Below are 18286 nucleotides of genomic sequence, written 5' to 3'. Positions count from 1 at the left end.
CTCAGCCGCGCTGGTCCACGTACTCGAAGACCGACCCGTCGGGGTGGACCGCCAGCAGGTTGCGGCCCGCCGGGGTCGGCACCGGGCCGGCGACGATCCGCGCGCCCAGCCCGGTCAGCAGCCGGTGGGCCTCGTCCACGTCCCGCACCGCGATCGTCGCCGCCACCTTGCGCAGGATCTCCAGCTCCTCCTCGGGGCCGCTCATCAGCAGGAACGAACCGACCGCGGCGACCTCGACACCACCGCGCGCGAAGCGCAGCGCTCTGCCGCCGGTCAGACGCTCGTAGAAGGGGACGGCGGTCTCGAGGTCGTCGACGCAGATGCGCAGCGAAGCGCCCAGAATCTCCATGTGGAGGAGCCTAGTTGGGGCCGCGGGAGGCGCGCACGGCCCTCGCGTTACGCACCGTGAGGGACGGGTACCCGCGCGGTATGGACAAGCGTTCGGAACACCTGGAACATCATCTGGACCGGCACCTGGTCGAGGAACTGGCCCAGGTGGCACGCGAGACGGTACGCGACGAACTGCGCGAGCAGTCCCGCAAGCAGCGCCGCACCGCCGTGCTCTACGCCGCGTCCGGCGCCGTCGCCCTGTACGCGGGCGGCGCGGTGGCCGTCGCGGTCGGCCTCGCCCTCGCGTCCGGCCTGCCCGGCTGGGCCGCGGCCCTGGTCACGGCGGCGCTGTTCGGTGTGCTCGCGTACTGCCTGCGCGGCGCGGCCCACGGCCGGCACACCCCGCACACCCCGCACCGCGTGATCGGCGGCGCCCCGCCGGCGACCCCGCCGATGGGCCTGGGCATGCCGTACCCGCCGATGCCCCAGGACCCGCCGGACACCCCGCGTCACCGGGCCTGACGGCGGAGCCCGATGGCCCCGATGGCATGGGGCGGCGCGGCCGGCCCAGGGGGGCGCGGGGCATCTCTCATCCGGTCAGCCGCGGCAGCACCTTCGTGCGGTAGAAGTCGAAGAATCCCCGCTGATCCGGCCCGATCTGGTTCACGTACACCCGGTCGAACCCGGCGTCGGCGAACGCCCGCAACGTGCTCACGTGCTGGTCCGCGTCGTCCCCGCACACCACCTTCTCCCGCACCATGTCCTCGGTGACCAGCTCGTGCAGCTGCTCGAAGTGCCGGGGCGAGGGCAGCACCTGCCCCATCTCACCGGGCAGCAGCTCGTTGTACCAGAGCCGGTGCACCGTACGGACGCACTCCTCGCGGTTGGTGCCGTAACACACCTTCGTGCCGCCGCTGACCGGCTTCGTCCCGCCGCCGCCCTCGCGGAAGCGGGTGACCATCTCCTCGTCCGGCATCATCGTGATGTAGCCGTCGCCCACCCGGGAGGCCAGCGAGATCGCCTTGGGCCCGAAGGCCGAGATGTCGATCGGGACGGGCTCGTCCGGGACCGTGTAGAGCCGGGCGTTCTCCACCGTGTAGTGCTTGCCGTGGTGGCTGACCTCCTCGCCGGTGAACAGCCGGCGCATCACCTCGACGGCCTCCTCCAGCATCTCCAGCCGCACCCGCACCGGGGGCCACCGGTCGCCGAGGATGTGCTCGTTCAGCGCCTCGCCGGTGCCCACGCCGAGCCGGAAGCGGCCCTCGGTCATCACCGCGCTGGTCGCCGCGGCCTGCGCGAGCACCGCCGGGTGGATCCGTACGGTCGGACAGGTCACGGCCGTCTCGACGGGCAGCGACACCGCCTGGGACAGCGCCCCGATCACCGACCACACGAACGGGCTCTGCCCCTGCGCGTCGTTCCACGGGTGGTAGTGGTCGGAGATCCACAGCGCCTGGAACCCGGCCTGTTCGGCCATCCGGGCCTGCTCGACGAGGGCCGCGGGGTCGTGTTCCTCCGCCGCCAGGAAATAGCCGTACTCGGGCATGGGAAACCTCCGCGTGGCCGATGCCGGTCCTGGTGTGGTCCGTGCCGGACGCGGTGACCCGTGCGGACGCGGTGGTGCGTGCCGTACGCGGGTGACCGGCGGTGCCCGGCCGGACCGGCTCCGGGTAACCGGGCGCGCCCGCGCGAAACGCCGTCACCGGGGCGCGGCGGGGGAGCGCGCCCGGCGTACCGGTGCCTCGGCCCGGCGTACCGGTGGCCCGCACGGCGTTTGGCCCGCCCGGCCCCGGTTACGCGGAAGACCCGTACGAGCCGCACCGCCGGAGGAGCACCGTGAGCCGACCCCGCGTCGTGATCGTCGGCGCCGGTTCCGCCGGGTACCGGGCTGCCCGCACCCTGGTCCGGCTCACCCGCAACCGCGCCGACATCACGCTGGTCAACCCGACCGACCACTATCTCCACAGGCCGCTGCTGCCCCAGGTCGCCGCCGGTGTCCTGGAGGCCCGCCGGGTCACCGTGTCGCTGCCCGCCACCCTGCGCGGGGTGCGGCTGGTCCTCGGCGAGGCGGAGGACGTCGACCTGGACGGGCACACCGTGCACTACCGCGACCCCGAGGGCGGCACGGGCCGGCTCGGCTACGAGCGGCTGGTGCTGGCCGTCGGCAGCGTGCGCACCCTGCTGCCGGTCCCCGGCGTCGCCGAGCACGCGCACGGCTTCCGCGGCCCGGCCGAGGCGCTCTGCCTGCGTGACCACGTGATCCGGCAGGTGGAGCTGGCCGCCGCCGACAGTCCGGAGGCCGCCGCCGCCCGGTGCACCTTCGTGGTGGCCGGGGCCGGCTGCGCCGGCACCGAGGTGGCCGCCCAGACCCAGCTGCTCACCCGCCGGCTGGCCCGCCGGCAGCCGCTGCCCGCCGGCCTGCGCCCCCGCTGGGTCCTGCTGGAGGCGGCGCCCCGTGTGCTGCCGGAGCTGGACGAGCGTCTGTCCCGTACGGCCGAGCGGGTGCTGCGGGCGCGCGGGGTGGAGGTGCGCACGGGCACGTCGGTACGGGAGGCCACCCGGGACGGGGTGCTCCTCGACGACGGGGAGTTCCTCGCCTCCCGGACCCTCGTGTGGTGCGTGGGCGTACGGCCCGATCCGCTGGTGGCGGCCCTCGGGCAGCCGCTGGAGCGGGGGCGGCTGACCGTCGACCCGTATCTGCGGCTGCCCGGCCGTCCCGAGGTGTTCGTGTGCGGGGACGCCGCCGCCGTGCCCGACCCGGACACGCCGGGCGGGTACCCGGCGCCGACGGCCCGGCACGCCTGGCGGCAGGGCCGGACGGCCGGGGAGAACCTGGCCGCCTCGCTCGGGCTCGGCCGGCGCCGGCGCCCGTACCGTCCCCGGAACCGGGGCTGCGCCGTCGACCTCGGCGGGGTCCGGGCCGTCGCCGGCCCGTTCGGCATCCCGCTGTCCGGCCCGGCGGCGGGCGCGGTGGCCCGCGGCTACCACCTGGCCGCGCTGCCCGGCAACCGGGTCCGGGTCGCCGCCGACTGGCTCCTGGACGCCGTACTCCCGCGCCAGGGCGTGCAGTTGGGGCTGGCCCGGGCCTGGTCACAGCCCCTGGAGACGGCCGCGCCGGAACCGGCGCGGATCCCGGGCGGCCCGGAGCCCGGTGCGCCGGACGGACACGAGGGACACCAACGGGCCGCGGGCTGCGGGGGAGACGAGCCCATGACCCACGAGAGCCGCGGCATCCGCCCGGACGGGCATCCCGCCCCCGGCTCCGTCCCGCGCCCCGGCGGCCCGGGCCCGGCCGGCTGAGCCCGCGACCGCGTACGAACCCGTTCCAAGAACCGCGAGGAGACCTAGGAGACTCATGAACACCGACGAACTCGCCGAACTCGGCCAGCAGTTGCGCGTGGACAGCGTGCGGGCGTCCGCTGCCGCCGGATCGGGGCACCCCACGTCCTCGATGTCCGCGGCCGACCTGCTGGCCGTCCTGCTCGCCCACCACCTCCGCTACGACTTCGAGCGCCCCGAACACCCCGCCAACGACCGCTTCGTGCTGTCCAAGGGGCACGCCTCCCCGCTGCTGTACGCCGCGTACAAGGCGGCCGGCGCGATCGAGGACGGCGAGCTGGTCACCTTCCGCAGGCTCGGCAGCCGGCTGGAGGGCCATCCGACGCCCCGCCGGCTGCCCTGGGTGGAGACGGCCACCGGTTCGCTCGGCCAGGGCCTGCCGGTCGGGGTCGGCATCGCCCTCGCCGGGAAGCGGCTGGACCGCACCGGCTACCGGGTGTGGGTGCTGTGCGGCGACAGCGAGCTGGCGGAGGGCTCGGTGTGGGAGGCCGCCGAACACGCGGGCTACGAGAACCTGGACAACCTCGTCGTCATCGTGGACGTCAACCGGCTCGGCCAGCGCGGACCCACCCGGCACGGCCACGACCTGGACGCCTACGCCCGCCGCTTCCAGGCCTTCGGCTGGCACACCGTCGAGATCGACGGGCACGACGTCGACAAGATCGACCGGGCGTACGGGGAGGCGCTGTCCACCGCCGGGCAGCCCACCGTGATCCTCGCCCGCACCCTCAAGGGCAAGGGCGTCGCCGCCGTGGAGGACCGCGAGGGACTGCACGGCAAGCCGCTGCCCGAGGCCGAGGACGCCATCGCCGAACTCGGCGGGCAGCGCGACCTGCGGATCCGGGTGAACGAGCCGCAGGTCGCCGCCGCGCTGCGCTCCCACACGACCGAACCGGTCCGGCTGCCGCGGTACGACCTGGGCGAGGAGGTCGCCACCCGGGACGCCTTCGGCAAGGCCCTGGCCGCGCTCGGCACCGCCCGCGGCGACGTCGTCGCCCTGGACGGCGAGGTCGGCGACTCCACCCGCACCGAGGAGTTCGCCAAGGAACACCCCGACCGCTACTTCGAGTGCTACATCGCCGAGCAGCAGCTCGTCGCCAGCGCCGTCGGCATGGCCACGCGCGGCTGGGTGCCGTACGCCGCCACGTTCGCCGCGTTCCTCACCCGCGCCCACGACTTCGTGCGCATGGCGTCCATCAGCGGCTCCGGGATCAACCTGGTGGGCTCGCACGCCGGGGTCGCCATCGGACAGGACGGACCCTCGCAGATGGGCCTGGAGGACCTGGCGATGTTCCGGTCCGTGTACGGCTCCACGGTGCTCTACCCGTGCGACGCCAACCAGACGGCCCGGCTGGTCGCGGCCATGGCCGGGCTGGACGGCATCCGCTATCTGCGCACCTCCCGCGGCAAGTCCCCGGTGATCTACGGCCCGGACGAGGAGTTCCCGGTCGGCGGCAGCAAGACGCTGCGCTCCGGCGACGACGACCGGCTGACCCTCGTCGCGGCCGGGGTGACCGTGCCCGAGGCGCTCACGGCCGCCGACCGGCTCGCCGAGGAGGGCATCGCGGTGCGGGTCATCGACCTGTACTCGGTCAAGCCCGTCGACGCGGCCGCCCTGCGCCGGGCCGCCGAGGAGACCGGCTGCCTGCTCACCGTGGAGGACCACCACCCGGAGGGCGGCCTCGGCGACGCCGTCGCCGAGGTGTTCGCCGACGGCCGGCCCGCCCCCCGGCTGGTCCGGCTGGCGGTGCGCACCATGCCGGGCTCGGCCGCCCCGGACGAGCAGCTGCACGCGGCCGGCATCGACGCCGTGGGCATCGCGGCGGCGGCCCGGCTGCTGGTCGAGGAGGCGGTCGTGCGATGAGCCACGGCGCCGCGCGGACGATCCGGGCGGGCCGGCACACCGTGGAGCTCCAGCGGCCGGGGAAGGTCCTCTTCCCCGGCCGCGCCGGCGCACCCGGGTACACCAAGGGCGACCTCGCCGACTACTACCGGTCCGTCGCGCCGTACCTGCTGCCGCACCTGCGGGGCCGTCCGCTGATGCTGGAGCGGTACCCGGACGGCCTGGACGGCGAGCGCTTCCCGCAGAAGAACGTCCCGGGGCACTGTCCCGACTGGATCACCCGCGCCGAGGTCGCCAAAGAGGGCGGCACGGTCACCCACGTGGTCCGCGACGACACCGCCACCCTGCTGTACCTCGCCGGCCAGGCCTGCATCACCCTGCACCGCCGGCTCTCGCGCACCGACCGGGCGGGCGGACCCGGATGTCCCGACCGGCTGGTCTTCGACCTCGATCCCCCCGGCGACGACTTCGCCGCCGCCCGGCACCCGGACCGGCTCACCACCGCCGCCCGCAAGAAGGACCGCGCGGGCCGCCTCCACCTCGACGTCCAGCGCGACGCCTGCGCCCGGACCGCCGTCGCCCCCTACACCGTGCGCGCCCTGCCAGGCGCCCCGGTCGCCGTCCCCCTAGCCTGGAAGCAGGTGGACGAACCGGTGCTCGACGCCCGCCGGTGGACCCTCGCCGACGCCGTCGACCAGGCCCGTACCGAACCGTGGGCCGGCCTGCCGCGGCGGGGCCGCTCCCTCGGTCCGGCCCGGCGCCGCCTCGATGACATGCGCTCCTGAGGTTTGGCCAAGGGAGGAACGGCCACACGCAGGGGAGAGGTGGCCATGTCGAACACAAACAGCACACCGAAGACACAGAGTTCACAAGAACCCCAGAACTCTCACGACACGCACGACAGTGCGCGCAAGGAACGGAACGAGAACCAAGCGGACGGCCGCCGGCCGGCCCTCATGGAGGTGCTGCGCCAGGCGCGCGCCCAGCTCACCGAACTCACCGGACTCGTCCCCGAGACCGTCTCCTCCTTCGAGCAGACCGAGGACGGCTGGTCCCTCGAGGTCGAGGTGCTGGAACTCGCCCGGGTGCCCGACACCATGAGTCTGATGGCGAGCTACCAGGTCGAGCTGGACCCCGAGGGGCAGCTGACCGGATACCGGCGCGTCCGCCGTTACGAGCGCGGCAGGGCCGACGCGCGCGGTGGCCGCTGAGCCACCGCGCGCCCGACCGCCCGGACCGTGCACCTACTAGGCACGAGGAGGAATCGCCGGCATGACTGTTGTTCCGGCACAGCAGACCGGAGGCGGAGGCGGCAGCAGCGGCCTCTACGACGTGCTCGAGCTCGTCCTCGACCGGGGTCTCGTGATCGACGCGTTCGTCCGCGTCTCCCTGGTCGGCATCGAGATCCTGAAGATCGACGTACGGGTCGTCGTGGCCAGCGTCGACACGTATCTGCGCTTCGCCGAGGCGTGCAACCGGCTGGACCTGGAGTCGGGTCCGCGCAAGAGCCCCGGCCTGCCCGAGGTCGTCGGCGAGATCACCGAGAAGGGCGCCCGGGGCAAGTCCAAGGGCGCGCTGTCCGGTGCCGCCCAGACCATCTCCGACGCCTTCAACCAGGCCCGCCAGGAAGGGGAGAGCGAGTCCCGGCCGCGCGCCCGCAAGGCTCCGTCGCGCAGTAAGGAGGAGCAGGAGTGAGCACCTACGTCTACGGCATCACCACCCGGTCGCACCCGGCGCTGCCCGAGGGCATGACCGGGGTGGGTGAGCCGGCCCGCCCGGTGCGCGTCCTCACGGCCGGTGACCTGGCCGCCGTGGTCAGCGACGCCCCCGAGGACCTGCGCCCCAAGCGCCGCGACCTGCTCGCGCACCAGAACGTGCTCGCCGAGGCCGGGGCAGGCGGCTGTGTGCTGCCCATGCGGTTCGGCAGCGTCGCCACGGACGACGACGCGGTCGTCCAGGTCCTCACCGAGCGGGCGGACCACTACGCGGAACGGCTCCGCGAACTCGACGGCAAGGTCGAGTACAACGTCAAGGCCACCCACGTCGAGGAGGCCGTGCTGCACCTGGTGATGGCCGAGAACACCGAGGCGCGCGCCCTCGCCGAGGCCAACCGCCGCTCCGGCGGAGGCAGCTACGACGACAAGATCCGCCTCGGGGAACTGGTCGCCGGCCTGGTCAAGGCCAAGGAGGGCGACGACGCCGACCAGGTGCGGGACCTGCTGGCGCCGGCCGCGACCGCGGTCAACGTGGGCCCCGAGTCCACCGGCTGGCTGCTGAACGTGTCGTACCTCGTGCCACGGGAGACGGCCGACCGCTTCCTGGCCGCCGTGGAGGAGGTCCGCCAGAGCCACCCCCACCTCGACCTGCGCATCCACGGGCCGCTGCCGCCGTACAGCTTCGTCGAACCCGGCCCGGCCCAGCCCGCCGGCACCACGACCGGCGCGGACGCCGGCGCGCGCTAGCGCTCCCGGCCCGACGGAAGGAGGACACCGTGGGACTGATCGGCGAAGTGCTGATGCTGCCGCTCGCCCCTGTGCGCGGCGCAGGCTGGGCCGTCAGGCAGGTACTCCGCGAGGCGGAACGGATCTACTACGACCCCGCCACCGTACGGGCCGAGCTCGCCCGCCTCGAAGAGCAGCTGGAGGCGGGCGAGATCACCGAGGAGGAGTTCGACCGGCGTGAGGACGAACTGCTCGACCGGCTGGAGACCGCGCTGCACTCCGGCGACACGACAGGCAACGGGACGGGACGATGAACCGAACGGCACTGGGCCTCGCCGTAGGGGCCGGATATCTGCTCGGCCGCACGAAGAAGCTGAAGATGGCGCTCGCCGTCGGCTCCCTGGTGGCCGGCAAGAAGCTGAACCTCAGTCCGAAGATGCTCGCGGACGTGGTGAACCAGCAACTGAAGAACAACCCCCAGTTCCAGGAGATCGGGGACCAGCTGCGCCAGGACCTGCGGGGCGTCGGCAAGGCGGCCACCGGCGCGATGGTCGAGCGGCAGATGAGCTCGCTCGCCGACCGGCTGCACAGCCGTACCGGCCAGGTGCGCGACCAGCTGTCCGGCGCCGTGCCCGCGGGCTCCGGCGAGGAACCCGGGGAGGACGAGGACGAGGCACCCCGGAAGAAGGCCGACGGGGAGGCCCCCGAAGGAGGCGAGGCCCCTGATGAGGGGGCGTCCGAGCGGAAGCCCCCCGAGAAGAAGGCCCCCGAGAAGAAGGCTCCCGGGCGGAAGCCGGCCAGGAAACCGCTGTCCGCCGCCGGGAAGGGAGCGACCAGGAAGACGGGCGCGGCCGGGAAGGCGGCGGCGAAGCGGACGGCCGCGGCCGGCGGGTCCCGCCGCGGTACCGCCTCCCGGCAGTCGAAGGGCGGCGATGACCGATGACCGAGACCCTCCGTTCCACGGCCTCCCGGGCCTCGGACGGCAACCCGGCGGGCCCGCTCGCCGGCCTCGCCCGCAGCGAGGCCGCCGACCGGCTGAAGGAGGAGGCCCGCGCGTACATGACGGCGCAGGCCGAACGGCTGCTGGCCGGCGTCGGCCGCAAGCTCGGCGAGACCACCGTCCGGCTCAACGACATCGCCGAGGGCAACAGCCCGGGCTTCGCCAAGCTGGCACTGGAAGGCGGCCGCAAGCTGGCCGAGGGCAAGGGCCCGCTGCGCTCGGCGCTGGAACTGGGCGCCTCCCGCGCCAAGGAGAACGTGATGGACGCGGTCAGAAACCTCGGGGGGAGCAAGGGCAAGAAGGGCGGCGCGGGCAAGAAGCCCACCGTCATCATGGAGTCCGTCGACGTCGGCGTGCCCCTGCGCACCGCGTACGACCAGTGGACGCAGTACCAGAGCTTCAGCACCTTCGCCAAGGGCGTCAAGAGCGCGAGCCGCTCCGACGACACCCACTCCGACTGGCAGGCGAAGGTCTTCTGGTCCTCCCGCAGCTGGAAGGCGCACACCACCGAGCAGATACCCGACTACCGCATCCAGTGGACCTCGGAGGGCGCCAAGGGCACCACCAAGGGCGTGGTCTCCTTCCACCGGCTGGAGGAGAACCTCACCCGGGTGCTGCTGGTCATGGAGTACTACCCGACCGGCCTGTTCGAGAAGACCGGCAACATCTGGCGCGCCCAGGGCCGCCGGGCCAGGCTGGACCTGAAGAACTTCGCCCGTTTCATCACCCTCAAGGGAGAGGCGGAGGACTCCTGGCGCGGCGAGATCCGCGACGGCGAGGTGGTCCGCACCCACGAGGACGCCGTCGCCGAGGAGGAGCGGGAAGGCGAGCCCGAGGAGCAGGCGCCCGAGGACGCGGACGAGGACCGGGAGCCGGACGACGACGGGGAGCCGGAGGACGACCGGGAGCCCGCGTACGAGGACGAGTCCGACGAGTCCGACGAGTCCGACGAGGACGAGGAGGACCAGGAGCCCGAGGAGTACGAGGCCGGGTACGAGGACGAGGAGGACGAGGAAGAGGAGCCCGAGGAGGAGCCCGGTGAGGGCGAGGAGGGCGCCTACGACGAGTACGAGGAGGACGAGGAAGAGGAACCCGGGTACGCCGGGCGCGGGAGCGGTCGATGACGACACCGAGCCGCCTGCCCGAGCCCTACGGACAGGCATCGGGAGCCAACCTCGCCGACATCCTCGAACGGGTGCTCGACAAGGGTGTCGTCATCGCGGGTGACATCAGGATCAACCTGCTCGACATCGAACTGCTCACCGTCAAGCTGCGCCTGATCGTCGCCTCGGTGGACAAGGCCAAGGAGATGGGCATCGACTGGTGGGAGAGCGATCCCGCCCTGTCCTCCCGGGCCCGCCGCGACGAGCTGGCCCGGGAGAACGCCGAACTGCGTGAACGGCTCGCCCGGCTCGAGGAACTCGAGCCGGGCCGCGCCCCGAAGGAGGCCCCATGACCGGACTGCGGTACGTGTACGCCGTCTGCCGTCCCTTCGGGACGCCGCTGCAGGCCGAGCTGACGGGCGTCGGGGGCGCCCCGGCCGGCCTGCTCCACCACCACGGGCTGGTCGCCGTGGTCAGTACGGTCCCGGAGGCCGACTTCGGCGAGGAGGAGCTGAAGGCGCACCTGGAGGACCTGGACTGGCTCGCCGCGACCGCCCGGGCCCATCAGGGGGTGGTCGACGCGCTCACCACCGTCACCACCCCGCTGCCGCTTCGGCTCGCCACCGTCTTCCGTGACGACAGTGCCGTACGCGTCATGATCGAGGCCCGCGAGGACCACTTCCGGGCGCTGCTGGACCGGCTCGACGGCCGGGTCGAGTGGGGCGTGAAGGTGTACGCCGAGGAGACCGCCGAGTTCGCCGCGTCCGCACCCGCCGCCCCCGCGAAGCCCGCCAGCGGCCGGGACTACCTGCGGCAGCGGCGCGCCCGGGGCCAGGCCAAGGAGGAGACCTGGCAGCGGGCCGAGCGGTTCGCGCACGCGCTGCACCAGCGCCTCGCCGGGCGGGCCGAGGATTTCCGGCTGCACCCTCCGCAGAATTCCGCGCTCTCCGGAACACCGGGGCTGAACGTGCTCAACGCGGCCTATCTGGTGTCCCGGGCCCATTCCGAGGAATTCGTGGAACTGGTGGACCGGACGAAGGACGAGGAGCCCGGATTCCGGGTGGAGCTGACCGGCCCGTGGGCCGCCTATTCATTCACAGGGGAAACCGGGGAAACCGGGGATGCCGCGGGTACCGGGGGTACCGGCGGCGCGGCGGACGCCGCGGAGGGAGTGTCGTGACCGTTGTCGAACGGCGGGAGATCGCGCTTGTCGACCTGCTCGACCGGCTGCTGGCCGGCGGAGTCGTGATCACCGGGGACATCACCCTGCGGATCGCGGACGTCGACCTGGTCCGCATCGACCTGAACGCGCTGATCAGCTCCGTCAACGCGACGGTGCCCTCGCCGTTCGAGCCCGCCGGGTCCCTGCCCGCCAAGCCCTCCGAGGAGGCCGTGTGACCCCGCCCAAGCGGCTCGACCTGGAACCCGACACGGTCGAGCGCGACCTGGTGAAACTGGTGCTGACCGTGGTGGAACTGCTGCGCCAGCTCATGGAACGGCAGGCCGTGCGCCGCTTCGACACCGGCGAGCTGACCGAGGAGCAGGAGGAGCGGATCGGGCTGACCCTGATGCTCCTGGAGGAGCGCATGGCCGAGCTGCGGGACCGCTACGGACTGCGGCCCGAGGACCTGAATCTGGACCTCGGGCCGCTCGGACCGCTGCTGCCCCGCGACTAGGGAGCGTGCCGGGGCGTCATGTCACCACCTGTACCATCGCCCCCTGCCGCCGCCGGTCGTCGTGCCGCGGACGAGGAAACCCAGGAGCCAGACGACCAGCACCGCCAGGGCGATCCACCAGAGAATCTTTATCGCGAATCCGGCGCCGAAAAGAATGAGGGCCAGAAGCAGTACCAGCAGGATGGGAACCATAATGTGAAAACCTCCTGCCGACCGTGTTACCGGAAATCCGCGGATCAGGCTTCTTTACGGCACAGAATCTCCCCGTGCAGAACCGCGAACCAGCCGTCCTCCCGCCGGCCCCATTCCCGCCACGCCTCGGACACCGCGCGCAGCCGCTCCACCGTGGCGTGGCCGCCCTGGACCGCCTGTCCGGCGTAGGCGGAGTCCAGGGTGCGGTCCGCCCACAGGCCGCTCCACCAGGCCCGCTCCTCGGCGGTGGCGAACGTCCAGGTGCTGGTCGTGGCGGTGACCTCGGTCAGCCCGGCGGCCAGCGCCCACGCCTTCAGCCGGCGCCCGGCGTCGGGCTCGCCGCCGTTGGCCCGGGCCACCGCCTCGTACAGGTCCAGCCAGTCGTCCAGCCCCGGCACCGCCGGGTACCAGGTCATCGCCGCGTAGTCCGCGTCGCGTACGGCGATGATCCCGCCCGGCCTCGTCACCCGGCGCATCTCGCGCAGCGCCCGCACCGGGTCGCCCACGTGCTGGAGCACCTGGTGGGCGTGGACCACGCAGAAGGTGTCGTCGGGGTAGTCCAGGGCGTGGATGTCGGCCACCGCGAAGTCGGTGTTGGCCAGCCCCCGGCCGGCGGCGGTGGCCCGGGCCCGCTCCAGGACGCCGGGCGCCCGGTCCACGCCGGTGACGTGGCCGTCGGGGACCAGTTCCGCCAGGTCGGCGGTGATGGTGCCCGGACCGCAGCCGATGTCCAGGATCTTCATGTGGGGCTTCAGGTGGCCGAGCAGATAGGCCGCGGAGTTGGCGGCGGTCCGCCAGGTGTGCGAGCGCAGCACCGACTCGTGGTGCCCGTGCGTGTAGACGGCGGTCTCCTGTGCCTGCGGCATGGCCGTACCCCTTCACCCCTCGTGGCGGACGGGCCGATACCCGTCCGCCGGTACGCCCTCACCGTACGCGCCCGTGCCGAATGATGAGACTCGCGTATCGTCATGTGGACTGACGGAGGGTCAGGATGAGGTCAGCCGGTGATGCCCAGCGGGCGGTAGACCGTCAGCGCCTCCGGCAGCTTCTCCAGCGTCACCTCGCCCGACACCGACGTGACCTCGCCGTCGTAGGCGAGCGGGGTGCCCGGGGCGAGACCGGTCAGCCGCAGCCGGTTGACCTGCACCGCCGAGTGCGCCGGGGACCGGGTCAGCGGGCCCGCCACGGCCCCTGCGAGCAGCCGCAGGGCGGGCCTACGGCCGCCGTGCACCACCCGCACGTCCAGCAGCCCGTCCGCCAGGTCGGTCCGGCGGCCCGGCGTGAGCCCCATCCGGTGGTAGACGCCGTTGCCGACGAACAGCAGCCACAGCGGCCGTGTCTCGCCGCTCACCTCCACCTCCAGCGGATGCTCGCCCGCCCGCAGCACACGCAGCGCGCCGAGCACCCCGGCCGGCCAGCCGCCGATCCGGTGCGACCAGCGCTCCCTGACCCGCACCAGCTCCGGGTACACGCCGAGGCTCAGCGTGTTCAGGAACAGGCCCTCCCGGTTCCCGGCGACGAACCGGCCCGCGTCCACCCGGACCGCCTCGCCGTGCCGCACCGCGCGGGCCAGCAGGCGCTCGTCCGCCACGCCCAGGTCGGCGGCGAAGTGGTTGAGGGTGCCGCCCGGCAGCACCGCGAGCGGCAGGCCGTGCCGGAGCGCCACCCGGGCCGCCGCGTTCACCGTGCCGTCGCCGCCGCACACCCCGAGCACCCGGGCCCGCGCCGCCGCCTTCTCCAGTTCCTCCCCGACGTCCTCCGGCGCGCACTCCACGATCTCCGCCGCAGGCAGCGCGTCGTGCAGCGCGCCGACCCGGTCCGCCGTTCCCGAGGCCCGGTTGGCGACGAGCACCAGCCCCTCGCCCTCGGGCAGCGCGGGCACCTCGACCCGGGACCGGGCGGGCAGCCGTACCTGGGCGCGGGGCGGGAACAGCCGCCGTACCAGGAAGGCGGCGCCCACCCCGAGCGCCGCCCCGGCCAGCACGTCGCTCGGGAAGTGCACCCCGGTGTAGACCCGGGACGCGGCCACCGAGAACGCCACCGGCGCGACCGCCGCGCCCCACACCGGCGACTCCAGCGCCACCCCGGTCGCGAAGGCCGCCGCCGAGGCCGCGTGCCCGGACGGGAAGGAGGTGGTGATCGGCTGCCGCTTCAGCTGCCGCACCAGGGGGACCGGGTCCAGCACCGGCCGGGCCCGCCGCACCGAGCGCTTGCCGAGCGTGTTGATCGTCAGCGAGGCCAGGCCGAGCGAGGCCAGCCCCCGGGCCGCCGCCCGGCGGGAGTGGGGCGTGCGGCTCGCGGCCAGGGCGGCGGCCGACGCACACCACAGCACGCCGTGGTTCGCGGCCCGGCTCAGGCGGGGCAGCACCCGCTCGGCGCCGGGCCAGCGCCAGGCGGCGGCGGCCTCGAACAGCCGGCCGTCGAGGGCGAGGAGCGTACGCAGGGGGGCGCGGGCGGCGGACGACGCGGCGGCCGTCAGGTCCAGGTCAGGGCTCATGACATGCGGATACCCGGAACGAGCCGTTTCCTGTGCGCGCGTCCCGCGGGGCGCGGCGGGAGCCCCGGAGGCCCTCCGATATGCGTTTGCCCCCGTCCCCGGGCGCCGCGCAGAATGCCTGTCCATGGGACATCTGGAAGCCGCGCACCTGGAGTACCACCTCCCCGACGGAAGGTCGCTGCTGGGCGATGTCTCCTTCCGGGTCGGGGAGGGCGCCGTCGTCGCCCTGGTCGGCCCGAACGGCGCCGGCAAGACCACGCTGCTGCGGCTGATCTCCGGCGAGCTGAAACCGCACGGCGGCACGGTCACCGTCGGCGGCGGCCTCGGCGTGATGCGCCAGTTCGTCGGCTCCGTACGGGACGAGACGACCGTACGGGACCTGCTGGTCTCCGTCGCCCCGCCCCGCATCCGGGACGCCGCGAAGGCCGTCGACGCCGCCGAGCACGCCCTGATGACCGTCGACGACGAGGCCGCCCAGCTCGGCTACGCGCAGGCCCTCGCCGACTGGGCCGAGGCGCGCGGCTACGAGGCCGAGACCCTGTGGGACATGTGCACCACCGCCGCCCTCGGCGTCCCCTACGAACGCGCCCAGTGGCGCCAGGTGCGCACTCTCTCCGGCGGCGAGCAGAAGCGGCTGGTGCTGGAGGCGCTGCTGCGCGGCACCGACGAGGTGCTGCTGCTGGACGAGCCGGACAACTACCTCGACGTGCCCGGCAAGCGGTGGCTGGAGCAGCAGCTCGCCGAGACCCGCAAGACCGTCCTGTTCGTCTCCCACGACCGCGAGCTCCTCGCCCGCGCCGCCGAGAAGATCGTCTCCGTCGAGCCCGGCCCGGCCGGCGCCGACGCCTGGGTGCACGGCGGCGGCTTCGCCACCTACCACGAGGCCCGCCGCGAACGCTTCGCCCGCTTCGAGGAGCTGCGCCGCCGCTGGGACGAGAAGCACGCCCAGCTGAAGAAGCTGGTGCTGAACCTGCGCCAGGCCGCCGCCGTCAGCCACGAGATGGCCTCCCGGTACGCCGCCGCCCAGACCCGCCTGCGCAAGTTCGAGGAGGCCGGCCCGCCGCCGGAGCCGCCCCGCGAGCAGGACATCACCATGCGCCTGAAGGGCGGCCGTACCGGCGTACGGGCCGTCACCTGCCAAGGTCTCGAACTGACCGGCCTGATGAAGCCGTTCGACCTGGAGGTCTTCTACGGCGAACGGGTCGCCGTCCTCGGCTCCAACGGGTCCGGCAAGTCCCACTTCCTGCGGCTGCTCGCGGGCGAGGACGTCGCGCACACGGGCGAGTGGAAGCTGGGCGCCCGGGTCGTGCCCGGCCACTTCGCGCAGACCCACGCACACCCCGAACTCCAGGGCCGCACCCTGCTGGACATCCTGTGGAAGGAACACGCCCAGGACCGGGGCGCGGCCATGTCCCGGCTGCGCCGCTACGAACTCACCGGACAGGCCGAGCAGAATTTCGACCGGCTCTCCGGCGGACAGCAGGCCCGCTTCCAGATCCTGCTGCTCGAACTGGCCGGTGCCACCGCGCTGTTGCTGGACGAGCCCACCGACAACCTCGACCTGGAGTCCGCCGACGCCCTCCAGGAGGGACTGGAGGCCTTCGAGGGCACGGTCCTCGCGGTCACCCACGACCGCTGGTTCGCCCGCTCCTTCGACCGCTTCCTGGTCTTCGGCAGCGACGGCCGGGTCCGCGAGACCCCGGAACCGGTCTGGGACGAACGCCGCGTCGAGCGGACCCGGTGACCCCGGGCCCGCCCGGGCCCCGGGGCCGCTACCGCCAGCGCAGCAGCGCGCCCATGCCACCCGCCGGGACCCCCTCGCCGGTCTCCTCCAGCACCGGCGCCAGCGAGTAGACCGGTGCGTCCGTCACCACGGCCGCCCGTACCAGCGCGTCGTCGGCACGGGCCGGCCAGGCATGCCGCTCGCCGAGGTCCGACAGCTCGCCACGGCGCTCCGCCAGCAGGTCCGGGTCCTCGCCGATCCACACCTCGCGCCGGGTGTCCGGCCCGTCCGGCAGGATCAGCAGCTCGGCCAGCCGGTGCTCGCGGGCCGCCTCGATCAGCGGCGGTACCCCCTCGACGGCCGCCGCCCGCCGCTCCTCGTCGGAGGTCCGGGCGGACCGGTACCGGTCCATCTCCGCCAGGATCCGCTCCCGTACGTGCCGGGTCCGGATCTCCTCCACCTCCCGCGGCAGCAGCCGGCTGTTGACTCCGTGCGCGGCCTCGACGGCCCGGTCCCGCAGCTGCGCCGGGAGCTGCTCGTGCACCGACCGGCACTCCCGCTCCTGCCCGCACAGGATCAGCAGGTCGGCGCCGGTCTCGGCCTGGCAGGCCGCGAGCGCCCCCGCGATCTCCCGCGCGTTGTGCTCCCAGGTCTCCTCCACCTTCAGCTGGAAGTGCCGCTCGGACCAGTCGGAGGCCTTCGCCCGGTGCATCGGCCACTGCCGGCTGCCCGTCACGTGTCCGGCCTCCTCGCACAGCACCGCGCTGCGCAGCTCGAAGTCGGCCCCGGTGCGGTCGATGTACGCCACCAGCGACACCGGGTCCTCACCGGCCAGGTCCAGCAGCGGGGTGACGTGCGGCAGCGTGCCCCAGTGCACCAGGCCCCGCGGCGGGGCCTGGGCCAGCGGCACCTGGAGCACCACCTCGCCGTCCCGTGCGAAGAGGGCCCGCCCGAAGGGCTCGGCGGAGCGCTCCAGGGACGCCACGGCGTCGTGCACCGCCCGGCAGGTGGCCTCGTCGGCGCCTTGCTCGCGCAACTGCCGGGCCACCGCGTCGGCCGTCAGCCGCCGCAGGCTGTGCATGTCCTCCCCGTGCTGCGACAGGTCGACGTATGCGGAGGCCCATGACCCCGGATGTTCGTACAGTGGACTCAGGAACGCGAGTTCCATGGATTCCTCCCGGAAATCACTCGGGGGCAGTGCGTGCCGGGCGGGTACCCGTACCCCATGAACGAACACGACGAGCGGGGCACCACCATGACCGGAGTCGACCCCAGCCGGCTGGACGACCAGCAGCTCATGAAGGAGCTGGAGACGATCCACCGCACGCGCCACGACACGCTGCTGTACGGCTCGAACGACGCACTGCGGGCCCACAACGAGCGGATGGCGCAGCTGGAGGGCGAGTACCTGCGGCGCAACCCCCGCCGCCTGGTGAGCGCGGGCCGCACCCGCGAGGGCGCCCGTGAGCGCGGCTGCGGGGAGTCGGCGACCCCGGACGCGTCCGGTACCTGACGCGCACGGCCCCACGGGGCACACGAGGGGGCCGGCCCGCGAGCGGGCCGGCCCCGTGTCGTTTCTACGGTCGGGCGGCGGTCAGCCGGCCTCTCCGGCGAACACGTGGACGAACGCGTCGCAGAACGCCTTCAGATCGTCCGGCTTGCGGCTGGTCACCAGCGTGTTGGAGCCGTGGTCGCAGATCTTGACCTGCTCGTCCACCCAGGTGCCGCCCGCGTTGCGGATGTCGGTCCGCAGACTCGGCCAGGACGTCAGCACCCGCCCGCGCACCACATTGGCCTCCACCAGCGTCCACGGCGCGTGGCAGATCGCGGCGACCGGCCGGCCCCGGTCGAAGAAGTCCTTCACGAAGGCGACGGCCTTCTCGTCCATCCGCAGGAAGTCCGGGTTGGCGACCCCGCCCGGCAGCACCAGAGCGCCGAACGACCCGGCCGACGTCTGCTCCACCACCTCGTCCACCGGGAAGGTGTCCGCCTTGTCCAGATGGTTGAACGCCTGGATCTTCCCGGACTGGGTCGACACCAGCACCGGTTCGTGCCCGGCGTCCGAGGCCGCCTTCCACGGCTCGGTCAGCTCGACCTGCTCGACGCCCTCGGGTGCCACCAGAAACGCGATACGCATGATGT

The 18286-nt window shown here is 73.6% G+C and carries 23 protein-coding genes; 16 read left to right on the top strand and 7 right to left on the bottom strand.

Annotation, left to right across the window (positions count from 1 at the left end; all coding sequences use genetic code 11):
• Position 1: 1 nt before the first annotated feature.
• Entirely contained in the window at positions 2–349 is a 348-nt protein-coding gene (locus AB0E62_RS12510) for a VOC family protein (RefSeq protein ID WP_362191553.1), read from the bottom strand.
• 80 nt (positions 350–429) lie between these two features.
• On the opposite strand from AB0E62_RS12510, the gene AB0E62_RS12505 reads away from it, so the two are divergent.
• Positions 430–852, top strand: a complete 423-nt coding sequence (locus AB0E62_RS12505; RefSeq protein WP_362191551.1) for a phage holin family protein — start codon at positions 430–432, stop codon at positions 850–852.
• A gap of 67 nt (positions 853–919) precedes the next feature.
• Here AB0E62_RS12505 and AB0E62_RS12500 read toward each other — a convergent pair whose 3' ends face one another.
• Positions 920–1876: an LLM class F420-dependent oxidoreductase gene (locus tag AB0E62_RS12500; RefSeq protein WP_362191549.1), complete on the bottom strand. Its 957-nt coding sequence runs from the start codon at positions 1874–1876 to the stop codon at positions 920–922.
• A gap of 290 nt (positions 1877–2166) precedes the next feature.
• Between AB0E62_RS12500 and AB0E62_RS12495 the strand changes: the two genes are divergently transcribed.
• The 13 genes from AB0E62_RS12495 (at position 2167) to AB0E62_RS12435 (ending at position 11732) form a co-directional block, all read left to right on the top strand.
• Positions 2167–3630: an FAD-dependent oxidoreductase gene (locus AB0E62_RS12495; RefSeq protein ID WP_362191547.1), complete on the top strand. Its 1464-nt coding sequence runs from the start codon at positions 2167–2169 to the stop codon at positions 3628–3630.
• Positions 3631–3685: 55 nt separating this feature from the next.
• Positions 3686–5533, top strand: coding sequence for a transketolase (locus tag AB0E62_RS12490; protein ID WP_362191545.1), 1848 nt, complete (start codon positions 3686–3688; stop codon positions 5531–5533).
• On the top strand, positions 5530–6297 hold the full coding sequence (locus AB0E62_RS12485) for an ATP-dependent DNA ligase (protein ID WP_362191543.1): 768 nt from the start codon (positions 5530–5532) through the stop codon (positions 6295–6297). The genes AB0E62_RS12490 and AB0E62_RS12485 overlap by 4 nt, the downstream gene beginning before the upstream one ends.
• A gap of 45 nt (positions 6298–6342) precedes the next feature.
• Positions 6343–6723: a gas vesicle protein gene (locus tag AB0E62_RS12480; RefSeq protein ID WP_362191541.1), complete on the top strand. Its 381-nt coding sequence runs from the start codon at positions 6343–6345 to the stop codon at positions 6721–6723.
• A gap of 61 nt (positions 6724–6784) precedes the next feature.
• On the top strand, positions 6785–7207 hold the full coding sequence (locus tag AB0E62_RS12475) for a gas vesicle structural protein GvpA (RefSeq protein ID WP_362191539.1): 423 nt from the start codon (positions 6785–6787) through the stop codon (positions 7205–7207).
• The gene (locus AB0E62_RS12470; RefSeq protein WP_362191537.1) at positions 7204–7974 is read left to right on the top strand and encodes a GvpL/GvpF family gas vesicle protein; all 771 of its coding nucleotides are present in this window, start codon (positions 7204–7206) and stop codon (positions 7972–7974) included. Before AB0E62_RS12475 ends, AB0E62_RS12470 begins: the two co-directional genes overlap by 4 nt.
• 29 nt (positions 7975–8003) lie before the next feature.
• On the top strand, positions 8004–8267 hold the full coding sequence (locus tag AB0E62_RS12465) for a gas vesicle protein GvpG (protein WP_030789253.1): 264 nt from the start codon (positions 8004–8006) through the stop codon (positions 8265–8267).
• On the top strand, positions 8264–8896 hold the full coding sequence (locus AB0E62_RS12460; RefSeq protein ID WP_362191535.1) for a DNA primase: 633 nt from the start codon (positions 8264–8266) through the stop codon (positions 8894–8896). The genes AB0E62_RS12465 and AB0E62_RS12460 overlap by 4 nt, the downstream gene beginning before the upstream one ends.
• Positions 8893–10077, top strand: coding sequence for an SRPBCC family protein (locus tag AB0E62_RS12455; protein WP_362191533.1), 1185 nt, complete (start codon positions 8893–8895; stop codon positions 10075–10077). The genes AB0E62_RS12460 and AB0E62_RS12455 overlap by 4 nt, the downstream gene beginning before the upstream one ends.
• Positions 10074–10409: a gas vesicle protein gene (locus AB0E62_RS12450; RefSeq protein WP_344346003.1), complete on the top strand. Its 336-nt coding sequence runs from the start codon at positions 10074–10076 to the stop codon at positions 10407–10409. The genes AB0E62_RS12455 and AB0E62_RS12450 overlap by 4 nt, the downstream gene beginning before the upstream one ends.
• The gene (locus AB0E62_RS12445; protein WP_362191531.1) at positions 10406–11236 is read left to right on the top strand and encodes a GvpL/GvpF family gas vesicle protein; all 831 of its coding nucleotides are present in this window, start codon (positions 10406–10408) and stop codon (positions 11234–11236) included. The genes AB0E62_RS12450 and AB0E62_RS12445 overlap by 4 nt, the downstream gene beginning before the upstream one ends.
• Positions 11233–11454 carry a gas vesicle protein gene (locus AB0E62_RS12440; RefSeq protein ID WP_362191529.1) on the top strand — a complete coding sequence of 74 codons (222 nt, stop codon included), beginning with the start codon at positions 11233–11235 and terminating at the stop codon, positions 11452–11454. Before AB0E62_RS12445 ends, AB0E62_RS12440 begins: the two co-directional genes overlap by 4 nt.
• Entirely contained in the window at positions 11451–11732 is a 282-nt protein-coding gene (locus AB0E62_RS12435) for a gas vesicle protein K (RefSeq protein ID WP_030605837.1), read from the top strand. Before AB0E62_RS12440 ends, AB0E62_RS12435 begins: the two co-directional genes overlap by 4 nt.
• Positions 11733–11753: 21 nt before the next feature.
• Here AB0E62_RS12435 and AB0E62_RS12430 read toward each other — a convergent pair whose 3' ends face one another.
• The 3 genes from AB0E62_RS12430 to AB0E62_RS12420 all read right to left on the bottom strand — a co-directional run bounded on the left by AB0E62_RS12430 (position 11754) and on the right by AB0E62_RS12420 (position 14421).
• Positions 11754–11924 carry a hydrophobic protein gene (locus AB0E62_RS12430; RefSeq protein ID WP_362191526.1) on the bottom strand — a complete coding sequence of 57 codons (171 nt, stop codon included), beginning with the start codon at positions 11922–11924 and terminating at the stop codon, positions 11754–11756.
• A gap of 44 nt (positions 11925–11968) precedes the next feature.
• Complete coding sequence (locus AB0E62_RS12425; RefSeq protein WP_362191524.1) at positions 11969–12790, bottom strand: class I SAM-dependent methyltransferase; 822 nt, start codon at positions 12788–12790, stop codon at positions 11969–11971.
• 131 nt (positions 12791–12921) lie between these two features.
• Positions 12922–14421: a phosphatase PAP2 family protein gene (locus AB0E62_RS12420; protein ID WP_362191522.1), complete on the bottom strand. Its 1500-nt coding sequence runs from the start codon at positions 14419–14421 to the stop codon at positions 12922–12924.
• 124 nt (positions 14422–14545) lie between these two features.
• Between AB0E62_RS12420 and AB0E62_RS12415 the strand changes: the two genes are divergently transcribed.
• Positions 14546–16165: an ATP-binding cassette domain-containing protein gene (locus AB0E62_RS12415; RefSeq protein ID WP_362191520.1), complete on the top strand. Its 1620-nt coding sequence runs from the start codon at positions 14546–14548 to the stop codon at positions 16163–16165.
• A 28-nt stretch (positions 16166–16193) separates the two neighbouring features.
• On the opposite strand, the gene AB0E62_RS12410 is transcribed toward AB0E62_RS12415, so the two are convergent.
• Complete coding sequence (locus tag AB0E62_RS12410; protein WP_362191518.1) at positions 16194–17312, bottom strand: Vms1/Ankzf1 family peptidyl-tRNA hydrolase; 1119 nt, start codon at positions 17310–17312, stop codon at positions 16194–16196.
• Positions 17313–17369: 57 nt separating this feature from the next.
• Between AB0E62_RS12410 and AB0E62_RS12405 the strand changes: the two genes are divergently transcribed.
• Entirely contained in the window at positions 17370–17657 is a 288-nt protein-coding gene (locus AB0E62_RS12405) for a DUF6158 family protein (RefSeq protein WP_362191516.1), read from the top strand.
• 81 nt (positions 17658–17738) lie between these two features.
• Here the strand turns inward: AB0E62_RS12405 and AB0E62_RS12400 are convergent, their stop codons facing one another.
• Positions 17739–18281: a type 1 glutamine amidotransferase domain-containing protein gene (locus AB0E62_RS12400; RefSeq protein WP_362191514.1), complete on the bottom strand. Its 543-nt coding sequence runs from the start codon at positions 18279–18281 to the stop codon at positions 17739–17741.
• Positions 18282–18286 lie beyond the last annotated feature (5 nt).

This window comes from Streptomyces sp. NPDC038707, assembly GCF_040636485.1.
Taxonomy (GTDB): Bacteria; Actinomycetota; Actinomycetes; order Streptomycetales; family Streptomycetaceae; genus Streptomyces.
The sequence above is the reverse complement of the archived record's forward strand: the minus strand, read 5'-3'. Positions and strand labels throughout refer to the sequence as shown.

Excerpts from the sequence above, each read along its gene's own strand:
- AB0E62_RS12510 (WP_362191553.1), bottom strand. The coding sequence starts at position 349 with ATGGAGATTCTGGGCGCTTCGCTGCGCATCTGCGTCGACGACCTCGAG.
- AB0E62_RS12505 (WP_362191551.1), top strand. The coding sequence starts at position 430 with ATGGACAAGCGTTCGGAACACCTGGAACATCATCTGGACCGGCACCTG.
- AB0E62_RS12500 (WP_362191549.1), bottom strand. The coding sequence starts at position 1,876 with ATGCCCGAGTACGGCTATTTCCTGGCGGCGGAGGAACACGACCCCGCG.
- AB0E62_RS12490 (WP_362191545.1), top strand. The coding sequence starts at position 3,686 with ATGAACACCGACGAACTCGCCGAACTCGGCCAGCAGTTGCGCGTGGAC.
- AB0E62_RS12485 (WP_362191543.1), top strand. The coding sequence starts at position 5,530 with ATGAGCCACGGCGCCGCGCGGACGATCCGGGCGGGCCGGCACACCGTG.
- AB0E62_RS12480 (WP_362191541.1), top strand. The coding sequence starts at position 6,343 with ATGTCGAACACAAACAGCACACCGAAGACACAGAGTTCACAAGAACCC.
- AB0E62_RS12475 (WP_362191539.1), top strand. The coding sequence starts at position 6,785 with ATGACTGTTGTTCCGGCACAGCAGACCGGAGGCGGAGGCGGCAGCAGC.
- AB0E62_RS12460 (WP_362191535.1), top strand. The coding sequence starts at position 8,264 with ATGAACCGAACGGCACTGGGCCTCGCCGTAGGGGCCGGATATCTGCTC.
- AB0E62_RS12455 (WP_362191533.1), top strand. The coding sequence starts at position 8,893 with ATGACCGAGACCCTCCGTTCCACGGCCTCCCGGGCCTCGGACGGCAAC.
- AB0E62_RS12450 (WP_344346003.1), top strand. The coding sequence starts at position 10,074 with ATGACGACACCGAGCCGCCTGCCCGAGCCCTACGGACAGGCATCGGGA.
- AB0E62_RS12445 (WP_362191531.1), top strand. The coding sequence starts at position 10,406 with ATGACCGGACTGCGGTACGTGTACGCCGTCTGCCGTCCCTTCGGGACG.
- AB0E62_RS12430 (WP_362191526.1), bottom strand. The coding sequence starts at position 11,924 with ATGGTTCCCATCCTGCTGGTACTGCTTCTGGCCCTCATTCTTTTCGGC.
- AB0E62_RS12425 (WP_362191524.1), bottom strand. The coding sequence starts at position 12,790 with ATGCCGCAGGCACAGGAGACCGCCGTCTACACGCACGGGCACCACGAG.
- AB0E62_RS12420 (WP_362191522.1), bottom strand. The coding sequence starts at position 14,421 with ATGAGCCCTGACCTGGACCTGACGGCCGCCGCGTCGTCCGCCGCCCGC.
- AB0E62_RS12415 (WP_362191520.1), top strand. The coding sequence starts at position 14,546 with ATGGGACATCTGGAAGCCGCGCACCTGGAGTACCACCTCCCCGACGGA.
- AB0E62_RS12410 (WP_362191518.1), bottom strand. The coding sequence starts at position 17,312 with ATGGAACTCGCGTTCCTGAGTCCACTGTACGAACATCCGGGGTCATGG.
- AB0E62_RS12405 (WP_362191516.1), top strand. The coding sequence starts at position 17,370 with ATGAACGAACACGACGAGCGGGGCACCACCATGACCGGAGTCGACCCC.
- AB0E62_RS12400 (WP_362191514.1), bottom strand. The coding sequence starts at position 18,281 with ATGCGTATCGCGTTTCTGGTGGCACCCGAGGGCGTCGAGCAGGTCGAG.